We start from the raw sequence: 14501 nt of genomic DNA, 5'->3' as shown, positions 1-14501 counted from the left end.
AACCGTCTCCCACGCTCCCTGCGAACCGAAATCCCTTGGCCTTCGACTTCGCTCAGGCGGAACGGAGGGCGGGGCGGGCCTTATACCGACCTACCCCGCAACCCTCACGACCCCGTGACCGGCCCTCCGGCCGCCTGGAACAGCGCCACCGTATCCGTCATCCGCGCCGCCTTGGCCTGGATCAACTGCGACCGGGCCTGCGCGTCCGTCGCGGTCGCGTTGAGCAGTTGCAGCGTGCCCACATCGCCCAGCGCCAGTTGCCGCCGCGCGAAGGTCAGCGCCTGGCCCGCCGCGTTGCTCGCCCGCTGGGCCGCATCCAGCGCCTGCGCATCGGTGGACAGGCCGGTCAGCGAGTCCGCGACATTGCCGAACGCCTGGAGCACCGCCGCACGATATTGCGCCTTGGCCCCCTCCAGCGCGGCTTCCGCCGCCTTTTGCTGGTGGCGCAGCGCATTGGCGTGGAACAGCGGCTGGGTGATCCCGCCGAGCAGCGCCCAGAAGGGATTGCCGCTCTTGAACATGTCGCCGAAATTCTGTGCCGACCCGCCCGCATTGGCCGAAAGCTGGATGCTGGGCAGCCGCGCCGCGATGGCGGCCCCGACATCGGCCCCGGCGCCCTGCAACTGGGCTTCGGCCGCCAGTATGTCGGGACGGCGATGGACCAGTTCCGACGGCACGATGGCGGGCAATTCCGTCGGCAGGGTCAGTTGCGACAATTCAGGAAGCGGTGGCAGGGCCGATCCCGCCGGACGCCCGATCAGCGTGGCGATGACCGTGCGCTGCGCCGCCTCGGCACGGACCAGCGGGGGGAGGGCCCCTTCGGCGGTGGCGAGTGCCGCCTGTTGCGTCGACACGTCCGACGCGCCGACCGCACCGAGCCGCTGACGCTGTTGCAGCGCGGACAGGATGTCGCGGTTGACCTGAACCGCCGTCTGCGCGGCGGCGACCTGTTCCGCCAGGCTCGCCCGTTCGATCAGCGCGGTGACGAGGTTCGCCGCCACCGTCATCCGGGCCGCGTCAAGCTGGTGCCGCTCCACCTCGGCGCGCGCGACGGCGGAACGGACCTGCGCCCGGTTGCCGCCGAACGCATCGACGTCATAGGAGACGCTGACCTGCGCGGTGTGCAGCGTGTAAAGCTGCTGGTTGGCATCGGCGACGGCGGGGGACAGGGCGTTGGACACGCGGGTCCGCTGCGCCTGATAGTTCAACCCGCCCTGGGGGAAGAGCAGCGAGCCGCGCGTCGCCCGCGCCTGCTCCTGCGACTGACGCAGCGAAGCTTCCGCCACTGCTACGTCGTTATTGTGCGCCAATGCCTCCGCCACCAGCGCGTCGAGTTGCGCATTGCCGAAGGCGTGCCACCATTCGGGCGCGACCCGCGCCGACACCGTCTGCGCCGGGCCGGTCGCGGGGGCGATCACTGGCGCCGGGTTCATCGGCGGCAGGCCGGCATGGGCATCGAGGTCGTGCGGGCCGACCGCACAGGCGGAGACGCACGCCAGCAGCGGCAGGGTCAGGAAACGCTTCATGCCGTGGCTCCCGTGTCGGCCTGGTCGTCGTGGAAATGGTCGGCCTTCTTCTTGCGCTGCGACAGCGGCACACGGACCGAATAGCGGCTGATCAGCACCGGCAGGACCAGCAGGATCAGCACCGGGGCCAGCGTCATGCCGCCGACCACGACCAGCGCCAGCGGCTTCTGCACCTGGCTGCCGATCCCGTGCGACAGGGCGGCGGGCAGCAGGCCGATCGCGGCGACCAGACAGGTCATGACCACGGGGCGCAGGCTGTTCTTGACGGTGGTGGCCAGCGCATTCTCACGCGGCGCGCCTTCGTCGATGGCGTTGTTGAAGGTGGTGACGACCAGGATCCCGTCCATCACCGCGATGCCGAACAAGGCCACGAAGCCGATCGCTGCCGAGATGCTGAACGCCGTGCCGGTCAGGGCCAGCGCCAGCACGCCGCCCACGATCGCCATCGGGATCGCGGAGAAGGCGAGCAGGCTGTCCCGCATCGAGCCGAAATTGGCATAGAGCAGCAGCAGGATGAGCACGAGGCTGATCGGCACCACGATCTCCAGCCGGGCGATGGCGTTCTTCAAATTGTCCAGTTCGCCCGCCCATTCCAGGTGATAGCCCGGCGGCAGATGGACATTCTGGTTGATCCGCGACCGCGCCTCCTCGACCGCGCTGCCCAGATCGCGCCCACGCACCGAGAATTTGATCGGCACGTAACGTTCCTGATGCTCGCGATAGATGAACGAGGCACCGGTGGTCAGCTTGACATTGGCGACCTCGGACAGCGGCACCTGGATGGTCCCGTTGCCGTCGGGCGAGGGCGCGCCGATCGTGATGTTGCGCACCGATTCCAGCGAGTCGCGCTGGGTCGGCTGCAACCGCACGATGATCGGGAAGTGGCGATCGGTGCCGGGCTCGTACAGGTCGGCGGGCGACTGGCCACCGATGGCGGCCGCGACGGTCGCGTTGATGTCGTCGGGCGTCAGGCCATAGCGCGCGGCCCTGGCGCGATCGACATCGATCCGGACGGTCGGCTGGCCCAGGATTTCGAACACGCCGAGATCCTCGATGCCCTTCACCTTGGCCATCTGCGCCTTGATCTGGTTGGCCAGCTTTTCCAGCGTGACGAGGTCAGGGCCGAACAGCTTGATCGAATTGGCGCCCTTCACGCCCGAGGCGGCTTCCTCGACATTGTCCTCGATGATCTGCGAAAAAGAGAAGTCTACGCCCGGATATTGCTTGGCGAGTTTGCCCGACAACTCCTCGATCAGCTTCTCCTTGGTCATGCCGCTCGGCCAGGTGTCGAACGGCTTCAGCGGCACGAAGAACTCGATGTTGAAGAAGCCGGTCGCGTCGGTGCCGTCATCCGGGCGGCCATGGGCGGACAGGACCGCCGTGGTCTCCGGATAGCTGGCGATGATCTTGCGCACCTCGTTGGTCACCTTCTCGCCCGCCTCCAGGCTGATCGAGGAGGGGAGGGTGGCGCGGATGTACATATTGCCTTCTTCGAGATGCGGCAGGAATTCGATGCCCAGCGAGCGCACGCCGACGACCGCCAGACCCATCATCAGCACCGCGCCGCCGATCGTCACGATCTTGTTGCGCAGCGCGAAGGAGGCGGCGGGTTCATAGACGCGGCGAAGCTTGCCGACGATGAAGGTCTCGGTCTCGGCCAGCTTGTCCGGCAGCAGCAGCGTCGACAGCACCGGCGCGACGGTGAAGGTCGCGAGCAGGCCGCCGCTGATCGCATAGGCATAGGTCTTGGCCATCGGGCCAAAGATATGCCCCTCCACCCCGGTCAGGGTGAACAGCGGCAGGAAGCTGGCGATGATGATCGCGGCGGCGAAGAAGATGCCGCGGCTGACCTCGGACGACGCGCCCAGCACCGCGCCGAAGCGGCTGGCCATGCTATAGCGCCCTTGGCCGTTCTCCACGGCGGCGGACCGTTCGACCATGTGGCGGAAGATATTCTCCACCATGATGACGCAGGCATCGACCACCAGGCCGAAGTCGAGCGCACCGACCGACAACAGGTTCGCACTCTCCCCCTGCAACACCAGGATCAGGATCGCGAAGGCCAGCGCGAAGGGGATGGTCGCCGCCACGATGATCGCCGAGCGCAGATTGCCGAGGAACAGCCATTGCAGCGCGAAGATCAGCAGGATGCCGACCACCATGTTTTCCATGACGGTGTGGATGGTCAGGTTGATCAGGTCGGAACGGTCATAGATCCGCTCCAGATGGACGCCGGGGGGCAGGACGCCGCTGTCGTTGATATTGGCGACCTCGGCCTGGACGGCCTTGATCGTCGGCATCGACTGGGCGCCGCGCTGCATCAGGACGATGCCCTGCACGATGTCGTCGTCATTGTTGTAGCCGGCGATGCCCATGCGCGGCGCGTTGCCGACCTTGACGGTCGCCACGTCCTTGATGAGCACGGGCGCGCCGCCCGCTTCGCCGACCAGCACGTTCTGGATCGCGTCGGGCGACTGGATCAGGCCGATACCGCGCACGATCGCGGCCTGTTCGCCGAAGTTGATCGTCTGGCCGCCGACATTGCCGTCGCTCTTCGACAGCGCCGCCAGCACCTGCGCCACCGTCACGCCATGCGCGTTCAGCCGGTTCTGGTCGATCACCACGTCATAGGCGCGCAACTTGCCGCCCCAGCCGGTCACGTCGATCACCCCCGGAATCCGCTTGAACCGGCGCTGGAGCACCCAGTCCTGCAACGTCTTCAGGTCCATCACCGAATAGCCCTTGGGCGCGGCGATGCGGTAGCGATAGATTTCACCCACCGGCGAGGTCGGCGACAGCGTCGGCTGCGCGCCACCGGCCAGCGGCGGAAGCTGCGACAGGCGGTTGATGACCTGCTGGCGCGCCTGCTCGTTGGTGTAATCGTAGGTGAACTGGATCTTGATGTCCGACAGGCCGAACAGGCTGATCGCGCGGATCGCGGTCAGATGCGGGATGCCCGCCATCTGGACCTCGATCGGGATGGTGACGTTGCGCTCCATTTCCTCGGCCGACAGACCTTGTGTCTGGGTGATGACCTCGACCATCGGGGGGACCGGGTCGGGATAGGCCTCGATATTGAGGTTGATGAAGCCGATGACGCCAGCGACGATCATCGCGATGAACAGGCCGACGATCAGCAATCGCTGACGCAGCGCGAAGTCGACGATGCGGTTCATTATTCGCCGATCCCCGCTTCGTTGACGAACAGCGCGCCCGAGGTGACGATCTTCTCGCCCGGCTTGAGCCCCGAGGTGATGGTGACGAGGCCACCCGCCGAGTCGCCCGTCTGCACGTCGCGCGCGACCAGCAGGCCGTCGGGGCGCATGATCCAGACGCGCGCGGTGTCGCCTTCATGGATGACGGCGGCGGCGGGGACGCGGATCGCTTCGCCCGCATTCCGATGCTTGATCGCGAAGCTGGCGAACATCTGCGGCTTCAGCGCCTTGTCGGGGTTGGGGATCGAGGCGCGCACCGGCAGGCGATGGGTCTGCGGATCGAGCGCGGCGCCGACCAGATCGATCGTCGCGTGGAAGACGCGGCCCGGCAGCGCGGGCGTCGTCACCTCGACGGGATCGCCGACGCGGACATTCTCGGCATCGCTCTCGGCCACCTGCGCGACCAGCCAGACGCGCGAGGGGTCGGTGATGGTCATCACCGGCTTGTCGCCGCCCTGCGAGACATATTGCCCGGCGGCGACATCGCGCGAGGCGATGACGCCGCTGATCGGCGCGTGCAGCGTGGTGATGTCGTGGATGCCGGAGACTTCGCCGACATTCTCCAGCCGGTTGATCTCACCCTGCGACTTGCCGAGGATCGCCAGCTTGTCGCGCGCGGCGCCCAGCGAGGCGGCGGCGGTGCGGGCGCTCGCCTGCGCGGCGGCGAGGTCGGCCCTGGCCTGCTGATAATCCTTCAGCGCGCCGCCGGCGGTTTCATAGATCTGCTGCTGGCGGTCGGCATTGCGCTGCGCCGCGACGAGTTGCGCCTGCGCGTTCTGATAGGCGGCACGGGCCGAGAACAGGCCTGACCGCGCATCGACGAAATCGCTGGTCTTGATGAGGAGCAGCGGCTGGCCCTGGCGCACCACCTGACCCGCATCGGCCAGCACGCGCACCACCTGCCCCGCATAGGGCATCAGCACCGGGGTCGAGCGGGTGCCATCGACGGTGATCGCCCCCGTCGCCATCGTCTGGTCGCCCGACGCGCCCAGCCCGACGCGCATGGTCGGCATCGCGTCCAACTGGTCTTTCGACAGACGCAGCGTGCCCGGCGGCGGCGGGGGCGGCGGCACCTCTTCCTTATGGGTCAGCTTGCCGATGACCGTAATCAGGATCAGCGCGCCCACCAGCACGGCGGCGGCGATCCCCACCCAGCGCCATTGCTGCGCGGAGGAAAGTCGACGGGTTTCGGGTAGCGTTTCGTCGGCAGGGTTGGCGTGCATCGGCTTCTTTCGGCGCGAGAGGCTTGGATATTAGCGCCGGGCGATAGGGGGTGTGCCCTGACGCACCCCTTACGGAAATCTTACGAGACGTTCATGAATGGTGGTGCCGATCCGGGCATGTCCGGCGGGATGGACATGATCCGCAGGGGGAATGGAACCGCGAAACGCGATGACCATGTTGTCATCGAAGGGGAACAAGTCACCCCGTTCGTCGTTGAAATGCAACGCTTCAACAGGAGGGGGATCATCATGGCCAGTCATATGCCGCCACCGCGGATTTCGGACCTTCCGCGCGAAGAGCGCCTGGACGCCCTTTATCGCCGCTTCGCCGATGATCGGGCCCGTTACATGGAAATGCGCACGCGCCGTCCCGGTCTGTTGCACCGGTTGCTGCAAATGATCTGATCCCCTGGCGAGCCCGGCGCGAACGGGCTCCCAATGCCTCGCCTCAGCGCGGGAGGGGGCGCTTTCCGACCACGGCCTTGGGCAGGCGTATCGTCCTGGGGCGGAAACGACGTTCCAGGCGCATGTCGCTATAGCCGATCGCCAGGGACAGGATCACCAGCGACGACAGCGCCGATATGGTCAACCAGATTTCCACGAGCGCCCCGGCCATGCTTTCTTCCCAGACTGGAGCCGTCCCAACGCCGTGACAGGGAATCCGATCCGGCGCACCCTGGACTTTCCCGGACGACGATGGGAGTGGCGGCAGCAATTCCGGCTGCTATGACGTGAAACCATGATCCGATCCGACCGACGCTTCTGGCCCCTCGCCACCGGTCTGGCGTTGCTGGCGGGTTATGTGGACGCGATCGGTTTCCAGCATCTGGGCGGCTATTTCGTCTCCTTCATGAGCGGGAACGGCACCATGCTGGCCGTGCGCATCGTGTCGGCGGAGGGGCGGCCTTCGGGGGCCGTCTCAATCCTTGCCCTGCTGCTCGGCCTGTTCGTCGGTGGCGTGATGATCGGCACGCTGATCCGGCTGGCCTCGCCCCGTTATGGGCAGGTCGCGGTCCTGATGTTGGTCGCGATGCTTCTGGCGGTGGCGGCAGGGGGCGGGGGATGGCCCGCGCTGGCGATGGTCGTGGCGATGGGGGCGCTCAACGCGACGTTCGAGCGTGATGGAGAGGTCAGCATCGGCGTCACCTATATGACAGGAACGCTGGTCAAGATCGGGCAGCATCTGGCGCGGATGATCGCGGGGCGCGGTCGTTGGGCGTGGGTGCCCTATCTGGCGCTATGGGTCGGGTTCCTGCTGGGGGCGGGACTGGGGGCGTGGCTGTTTCCCTGGTGCGGCATGGTCGCCCTGGCGGCGGCTTCGGGCGCGGCGCTGATCGGTGCGGGGGCATCATGGTGGCTCCACAGGGCACCCTGACGCGGGAGCGGAGGCTTGGCCGCTTTTGTTCGGACGCGACTTGGATTTCACGCGAGGGCAATATAATTACAAGCCCAAGAGTCGGGCATCAGACCCGCGACAGGAGAGTGTATGCGCGTGATCGACCATGTGGTCGCCGGTGGACAGCCCGCGACCGATAGTGCCACCGCCCGGCCCGAGGGTCGTCTGGGCGACGTCTTCGACCCCAATAGCGGCCAGGTGCAGGCCCGCGTGCTGCTGGGCGATGCCGCGCTGCTGGAGCGTGCCGTCGCCGCTGCAAAGGTGGCGCAACCCGGCTGGGCCGCGACCAATCCGCAGCGCCGGGCGCGCGTGATGTTCCGCTTCAAGGAACTGGTCGAGCAGAATATGGACGCGCTGGCGCATCTGCTCTCCTCCGAACATGGCAAGGTGATCGCCGACGCGAAGGGCGACATCCAGCGCGGGCTGGAGGTGATCGAGTTCGCCTGCGGTATCCCCCACGCATTGAAGGGTGAATATACGCAAGGGGCGGGGCCGGGCATCGACGTCTATTCGATGCGCATGCCGCTGGGCATCGGGGCGGGGATCACGCCGTTCAACTTCCCGGCGATGATCCCGATGTGGATGTTCGGCGTCGCCATCGCCTGCGGCAATGCCTTCATCCTGAAGCCGTCGGAACGTGATCCTTCGGTGCCGGTGCGCCTCGCCGAACTGATGCGCGAGGCGGGGGCGCCCGAGGGCATCCTTCAGGTCGTCCACGGCGACAAGGCGATGGTCGATGCGATCCTCGACCATCCGGCGATCAGCGCGGTCAGCTTCGTCGGGTCTTCCGACATCGCGCATTATGTCTATCGGCGCGGAGTCGAGGCGGGCAAGCGCGTCCAGGCGATGGGCGGGGCCAAGAATCACGGCATCGTCATGCCCGATGCCGATCTGGACCAGGTGGTCGCCGACCTGTCGGGCGCGGCCTTCGGCTCGGCGGGGGAGCGGTGCATGGCGCTGCCCGTGGTGGTGCCGGTGGGGGACAAGACGGCGGATGCCTTGCGCGAGAAGCTGATCCCCGCGATCGACGCTTTGCGGGTCGGCGTGTCGACCGATGCGCAGGCGCATTACGGCCCCGTGGTCAACGCCGCGCACAAACGCCGCGTGGAGGACTGGATCCAGACCGGCGTCGACGAGGGCGCGGAACTGGTCGTGGACGGGCGCGGCTTCCAGTTGCAGGGTTATGAGGAAGGCTTCTTCATCGGCCCGTCGCTGTTCGACCGGGTGACGCCCGCCATGCAAAGCTATCGGGAGGAGATCTTCGGCCCCGTCCTGCAAATCGTCCGCGCTCCCGATTTCGAGACGGCGGTCCGCCTGCCGAGCGAGCATCAATATGGCAACGGCGTCGCGATCTTCACCCGCAACGGCCATGCCGCGCGGGAGTTCGCTGCAAGGGTCGAGGTGGGCATGGTCGGCATCAACGTGCCGATCCCGGTGCCGGTGGCCTATCATACGTTCGGCGGCTGGAAGCGTTCGGCCTTTGGTGACGTGAACCAGCACGGCATGGAGGGCGTCCGCTTCTGGACCAAGGTGAAGACGGTGACGCAGCGCTGGCCCGATGGCTCGGCCGATGGCGGGAACGCGTTCGTAATCCCGACCATGGCGTAACAGCACGCCCCTCCCGAAATCGGGAGGGGATGGGGGAGGGCAGGCCACAAGCGATGGTCTCGATGAGACTCCATGCCCTCCCCAAACCCCTCCCGCCTGCGGGAGGGGCTTAAAGAAGCGAGAGATTTCGATGACCCAATTCGACCTGACCGACGAACAGCGCGAAATCCAGGATCTGGCGCGCCGCTTCACGGCCGACCGCATCACCCCCTTCGCGGCCGAGTGGGACGAGAAGCACATCTTCCCCCGCGACACGATCAAGGAAGCGGCGGAACTCGGCTTCGCCGCCATCTATGTCTCGGAGGAATCGGGCGGCATCGCGCTCGGGCGGCTGGAGGCGGCGCTGATCATGGAGGCGATGGCCTATGGCTGTCCCTCCACATCCGCCTTCATCTCGATCCATAACATGGCGTCGTGGATGATCGACCGCTTCGGCGACGCGGACGTGAAGGGCCGCTACCTGCCCGACCTCGTGACCATGGAACGGATGGCGAGCTATTGCCTGACCGAGCCGGGCTCGGGGTCCGACGCGGCCGCGCTCAAGACCCGTGCGGTCCTCGATGGCGACCATTATGTCGTCTCCGGCTCCAAGCAGTTCATCTCGGGCGGCGGCGAGAATGAGGTGTACGTCACCATGGTCCGCACCGGCGAGGAGGGGCCGAAGGGCATTTCCTGCCTGGTGATCGACAAGGACATGCCCGGCGTCTCCTTCGGTGCGAACGAGCGCAAGCTGGGCTGGCACTCGCAGCCGACGCGGCAGGTGATGTTCGATCAGGTTCGCGTTCCGGTCGCCAACCGGCTGGGCGCGGAGGGCGAGGGATTCCGCATCGCGATGATGGGGCTGGACGGCGGGCGGCTGAACATCGGGGCCTGCTCGCTGGGCGGGGCGCAGCGCTGTCTGGATGAGGCGGTCGCTTATGTGAAGGACCGCCGTCAGTTCGGCAAGGCGATCGCCGAATTCCAGAACACCCAGTTCACCCTCGCCGACATGGCGACCGAATTGGAGGCGGCGCGAGCGTTGCTCTACCTTGCCGCCGCCAAGGTGACCGACAATGCGCCCGACAAGACCCGCTTCGCCGCCATGGCGAAAAGGCTCGCGACCGATACCGGATCGTCGGTGGTCGACCGGGCGCTGCAACTCCATGGGGGGTATGGCTATCTGATGGACTATCCCATCGAGCGCTTCTGGCGCGACCTGCGGGTCCATTCGATCCTGGAGGGGACGAACCAGGTGATGCGGATGATCGTTGGGCGCGATTTGTTGAAAGCGTGAATCCGTCGCCCCAGCGCAGGCTGGGGCCTTTCTCCACAGGCGTCGCGTTCTTGAGAGAGATCCCAGCCTCCGCTGGGATGACGGTAGGGAAGAAGAAGGTAAAAGGATCGCATGACCCAGGATCTGATCGTCACCCGCCAAGGCCCGGTCGGGCGGCTGCGGCTCAACCGGCCCAAGGCGATCCATGCGCTGACGCAGGACATGTGCGAGGGCGTGCTCGCCGCGCTGGAGGACTGGCGCGGCGATCTGGGCGTGGAGGCGATCATCATCGACCATGCCGAGGGGCGCGGCTTTTGCGCGGGCGGCGATATCCGCCTGCTGGCGACAAGCGGCGCGGGCGATGGTGAGGCGGCACGGGGCTTCTTCCATGCCGAATACCGGATGAACCACCGTCTGTTCACCTATGCCAAGCCGATCGTCGCCTTCATGGACGGCATCACCATGGGCGGCGGCGTCGGCATTGCCGCGCCCGCCCGCTTCCGCGTCGCCACCGAGAATACCCGCTTCGCCATGCCGGAGACGGGCATCGGCCTGTTCCCCGATGTCGGCGGCGGCCGGTATCTTTCGCGGCTGCCGGGGCGGATGGGCGAGTTTCTGGCGCTGACCGGGCATCGGCTCGATGGCGCGGAGGCGCACGCGCTGGGCCTTGCCAGCCATTATCTTCCATCGTCCATGCTGGAGGAGGCCAAGGTCGCGATCGTCGCCGCGCCGCAAGAGATCGCCGCCACGCTCGACCGGCTCTCCACGCCTGCGCCGACCGCGAAGATCATGGCCCATGCCGCGGAGATCGACCGGCTCTTCGCCGCCGACACGCTGGAGGAGATACTGGCCGCGCTGGAGGCTGACGGCGGCGAATGGGCGACGCAGCAACTGGGGGTCCTTCGCACCAAGTCGCCGCAGGCCTGCAAGGTTTCGCTCCGACTGCTGCGCGAGGGCAGGCTGACCACCGACTTCGCCGAGGAGATGGCTCGCGAATATGGCGTCGCCTCCCATGTCGTGCAGCGGCCCGATTTCGTCGAGGGCGTCCGCGCGCTGATCGTCGACAAGGACAATGCGCCCCGCTGGAACCCGGCGACCCCGGAAGGCGTCACCGACACGATGATCGACCATATCTTCGCCCCCCTCCCCGAGGGGCAGGCCTGGACACCCGACGACCGCTGAGAAGGACGCAGCATGACCGACCATAACACCCTGATCGTCGAGCGCCGCGAGGCGGTGACCCTGGTGACGCTCAACCGGCCCCAGGCGCTGAACGCGCTCAATGCCGAATTGCTGGCCGAATTGCTGGACGTGATGCGCGCCTATGACGCCGATCCGGACCAGCGCTGCGCCGTCATCACCGGCAGTCCCAAGGCATTCGCGGCGGGCGCGGACATCAAGGAAATGCAGGAGATGGACTTCGCCGCCATGTACGGGCGGAATCACTTCTCCGGCTGGGACGAGTTCACCCGTATCCGCAAGCCGATCATCGCGGCGGTGGCGGGCTATGCGCTGGGCGGCGGGTGCGAACTGGCGATGATGTGCGACTTCATCCTCGCCGCCGACACCGCCAGGTTCGGCCAGCCCGAGATCAAGCTGGGCGTGACGCCGGGCATGGGCGGATCGCAGCGGCTCGCCCATGCGGTCGGCAAGGCCAAGGCGATGGAGATGTGCCTGACCGGCCGGATGATGGACGCCGAGGAAGCCGAGCGCGCCGGGCTGGTGGCGCGCATCGTCCCCGCCGCCGATCTGGTCGAGGAAGCGCTCAAGACCGCCGCGACCATCGCGGGGCTCGCCCCGATCGCGGTCCGCGCGAACAAGGAAATGGTCAACGCCGCCTTCGACATGGGGCTGGCCCAGGGCGTGCAGTTCGAGCGGCGGCTGTTCCACGGCCTGTTCGGCTCGGCGGACCAGAAGGAAGGCATGGCGGCATTCGTGGAGAAGCGCAGCCCCAACTGGACAGGGCAGTGAGTCTCACGCCCCTCCCGTAAACGAGTTTCAGGTCGGTCATGCCCCCGGCATGACCTAAACGATGCGGGGCATCGTTTACCTGAAACTGGGATGGGGGAGGGCAGGAAGTCTCACCGAGACCATCGCCTGTGGCCTTGCCCTCCCCCAGCCCCTCCCGCCTGCGGGAGGGGGGAAGAAAAAGAAAACGTAGGAGAGAGCATCATGGCGCGGATCGCCTTTATCGGCCTGGGCAATATGGGCGGCGGGATGGCCGCCAATCTGGCGAAGGCGGGGCATGACGTCCGCGCCTTCGACCTGTCGGCGGACGCGCTGGCGGCGGCGGAAGCGGCAGGGTGCCTGGCCGTCGACAGCGCCGTCGCGGCGATGGAAGGCGTGGAGGCGGTCGTCACCATGCTGCCCGCCGGAACCCATGTCGAGCGCGTCTATGCCGATGCCGTCTTCACCGCCGCGCCGCCCTCCGCGATCCTGATCGACTGCTCGACCATCGACGTCGCCACCGCGCGCCGGGTGGCGGAGGCGGCGCAGGCCAAGGGCATGATGGCGGTCGACGCCCCCGTCTCGGGCGGAATCGCGGCGGCTCGGGCGGGCACGCTCACCTTCATGGTCGGTGGCGCGGAACAGGCCTTCGAGCGCGCCGAACTTTTCCTGTCGGCCATGGGCCAGGCGGTGATCCATGCCGGTGGCAATGGCGCGGGGCAGGCGGCCAAGATCTGCAACAACATGCTGCTCGGCGCGACGATGATCGCCACTTGCGAGGCGTTCGTGCTGGCCGAAAAGCTGGGGCTGGAGGCGCGGACCTTCTACGACATCGCCTCCGTATCCTCGGGGCAGAGCTGGTCGATGACCAAATATTGCCCGGTCCCCGGTGTCGGGCCGGATACGCCCGCCGATCACGACTATCAGGGCGGCTTCGCGGCGGCACTGATGCTGAAGGATCTGAAGCTGGCGATGGAGGCCGCACGCGATGCGGGCGCAACTACGCCGATGGGCGAGCGCGCGGCGGAACTCTATGCGGCGTTCGTGGGCGAGGGCCAGCAACCGGTCGACTTTTCCGGGATCATCCGCACCCTGCGATAACCCAACCCCCGTTCGGCCTGAGCGAAGTCGAAGGCCACGCTATGCCTTCGCCACAAGCCTGTGGCGCAGGGATTCCCTTGGCCTTCGACTTCGCTCAGGCTGAACGGAGGGGGGGATGATGGGAAAAACCCGACCCGCCTTTTCCCGCCCGGCAATGCGGCCTAAAGCCCGGCGGGTGATGGACATAGCCGCTCCCCTCCGCCTGCGCGTCGACCGTGACGCGCTTCGATCCAACTGGCAGGCGCTCGACCGTTGGAGCGGTGCGGCGGCATGCGGTGCGGCGGTGAAGGCCAATGGCTATGGCCTGGGGGCATCGCTGGTCGCCGAGACGCTGGCGGGCGCGGGGTGTCGCGATTTCTTCGTCGCCAACTGGGCCGAGGCGCTGGCGCTGGCCCCGCTGGGGCTGACCGTGTCGGTCCTCCACGGCCTGCGGGCCGAGGACGTGGCGACCGCACGAGCAGGCGTGGCGCGGCCCGTGCTCAACAGCCCCGAACAGGTCGCGCGCTGGCGCGAAAGCGGCGGGGGCCCGTGCGACGTGATGGTCGATACCGGCATCAACCGGCTCGGCGTCTCGGTGGAGGCGGTGCGCGACGGTCTTCTCGACGGGCTGGAGATCGAGACGCTGCTCAGCCATCTGGCCTGCGCGGACGAGGATGTGCCGATGAATGCGCGGCAGCGTAGCGCGTTCGCCAGCCTAAAGGGCCACAGTTCCGCACGGAGAATGAGCCTCGCCAATTCGGCGGGGATCGGGCTGGGCGCCGACTATCATTTCGATCTGACCCGCCCCGGCCTGGCGCTCTATGGCGGCATACCGCGCCCCGACATGGCGGGGCACCTGCGGCAGGTAGGCTTTCCCGAGGCGCAGATTCTGCAACGCCGTCGCGTACCCGCCGGGGAGACGGTGGGCTATAACGCCACCTGGACCGCCCCGGCCGATACCGAGGTGGCGATCCTGAACCTGGGCTATGCCGATGGCTATCGTCGCGCGCTGTCGGGCCTGGGGGCGGCGATGGCGGACGGCAAGACCCTGCCCGTGCTGGGGCGTGTATCGATGGACCTGCTCGCCATCGACGTCACCGCGCGGCCCGATCTGGCGGAGGGCGACTGGCTGGCGATGGATTACGACCTCGCCGCCGCGTCCGTCGCATCGGGCGTGTCGCAATATGAATTGCTGACCGGCCTGGGACAACGTTTCGCGCGGGGGTAAGAAAAAAGGGCCGCCTCTCCAAGAGG

Annotated in this window: 12 protein-coding genes; 8 read left to right on the top strand and 4 right to left on the bottom strand. The window is 67.2% G+C overall.

Features of this window, described 5'->3' with window-relative positions:
- Nucleotides 1-104 precede the first annotated feature (104 nt).
- Genes SM191_RS09450 through SM191_RS09440 form a run of 3 tightly spaced genes read right to left on the bottom strand, consistent with a single transcriptional unit; the run spans nt 105 to nt 5964 of the window.
- The gene (locus SM191_RS09450) at nt 105-1526 is read right to left on the bottom strand and encodes an efflux transporter outer membrane subunit (RefSeq protein ID WP_341505978.1); all 1422 of its coding nucleotides are present in this window, start codon (nt 1524-1526) and stop codon (nt 105-107) included.
- Nucleotides 1523-4702 (bottom strand): efflux RND transporter permease subunit, encoded by a 3180-nt coding sequence (locus SM191_RS09445; protein ID WP_341505976.1) that lies wholly within the window; start codon nt 4700-4702, stop codon nt 1523-1525. Before SM191_RS09445 ends, SM191_RS09450 begins: the two co-directional genes overlap by 4 nt.
- A complete protein-coding gene (locus tag SM191_RS09440; RefSeq protein ID WP_341505975.1) occupies nt 4702-5964 on the bottom strand; it encodes an efflux RND transporter periplasmic adaptor subunit in 1263 nt (420 codons plus the stop codon). The genes SM191_RS09445 and SM191_RS09440 overlap by 1 nt, the downstream gene beginning before the upstream one ends.
- A 93-nt stretch (nt 5965-6057) precedes the next feature.
- Between SM191_RS09440 and SM191_RS09435 the strand changes: the two genes are divergently transcribed.
- Complete coding sequence (locus SM191_RS09435; protein WP_341505974.1) at nt 6058-6369, top strand: hypothetical protein; 312 nt, start codon at nt 6058-6060, stop codon at nt 6367-6369.
- A 43-nt stretch (nt 6370-6412) separates the two neighbouring features.
- On the opposite strand, the gene SM191_RS09430 is transcribed toward SM191_RS09435, so the two are convergent.
- Nucleotides 6413-6580, bottom strand: coding sequence for a hypothetical protein (locus tag SM191_RS09430; RefSeq protein ID WP_341505973.1), 168 nt, complete (start codon nt 6578-6580; stop codon nt 6413-6415).
- Nucleotides 6581-6703: 123 nt separating this feature from the next.
- On the opposite strand from SM191_RS09430, the gene SM191_RS09425 reads away from it, so the two are divergent.
- From SM191_RS09425 to alr, 7 genes are all read left to right on the top strand, one after another.
- The gene (locus SM191_RS09425; protein ID WP_341505972.1) at nt 6704-7339 is read left to right on the top strand and encodes a YoaK family protein; all 636 of its coding nucleotides are present in this window, start codon (nt 6704-6706) and stop codon (nt 7337-7339) included.
- 111 nt (nt 7340-7450) lie between these two features.
- The gene (locus SM191_RS09420; RefSeq protein ID WP_341505971.1) at nt 7451-8968 is read left to right on the top strand and encodes a CoA-acylating methylmalonate-semialdehyde dehydrogenase; all 1518 of its coding nucleotides are present in this window, start codon (nt 7451-7453) and stop codon (nt 8966-8968) included.
- 130 nt (nt 8969-9098) lie between these two features.
- Nucleotides 9099-10241, top strand: a complete 1143-nt coding sequence (locus tag SM191_RS09415) for an acyl-CoA dehydrogenase family protein (protein WP_341505970.1) — start codon at nt 9099-9101, stop codon at nt 10239-10241.
- A 111-nt stretch (nt 10242-10352) separates the two neighbouring features.
- Complete coding sequence (locus tag SM191_RS09410) at nt 10353-11402, top strand: enoyl-CoA hydratase/isomerase family protein (RefSeq protein ID WP_341505969.1); 1050 nt, start codon at nt 10353-10355, stop codon at nt 11400-11402.
- A gap of 12 nt (nt 11403-11414) precedes the next feature.
- Complete coding sequence (locus tag SM191_RS09405) at nt 11415-12191, top strand: enoyl-CoA hydratase (RefSeq protein WP_341505968.1); 777 nt, start codon at nt 11415-11417, stop codon at nt 12189-12191.
- A gap of 201 nt (nt 12192-12392) precedes the next feature.
- Complete coding sequence (gene mmsB, locus SM191_RS09400) at nt 12393-13268, top strand: 3-hydroxyisobutyrate dehydrogenase (protein ID WP_341505967.1); 876 nt, start codon at nt 12393-12395, stop codon at nt 13266-13268.
- A 178-nt stretch (nt 13269-13446) separates the two neighbouring features.
- Nucleotides 13447-14475 carry an alanine racemase gene (gene alr / locus SM191_RS09395; protein ID WP_341505989.1) on the top strand — a complete coding sequence of 343 codons (1029 nt, stop codon included), beginning with the start codon at nt 13447-13449 and terminating at the stop codon, nt 14473-14475.
- Nucleotides 14476-14501 lie beyond the last annotated feature (26 nt).

The organism is Sphingomonas sp. 2378, from assembly GCF_038084995.1.
Lineage (GTDB): Bacteria > Pseudomonadota > Alphaproteobacteria > Sphingomonadales > Sphingomonadaceae > Sphingomonas.
This window is presented reverse-complemented; position numbering and strand designations above follow the sequence as displayed.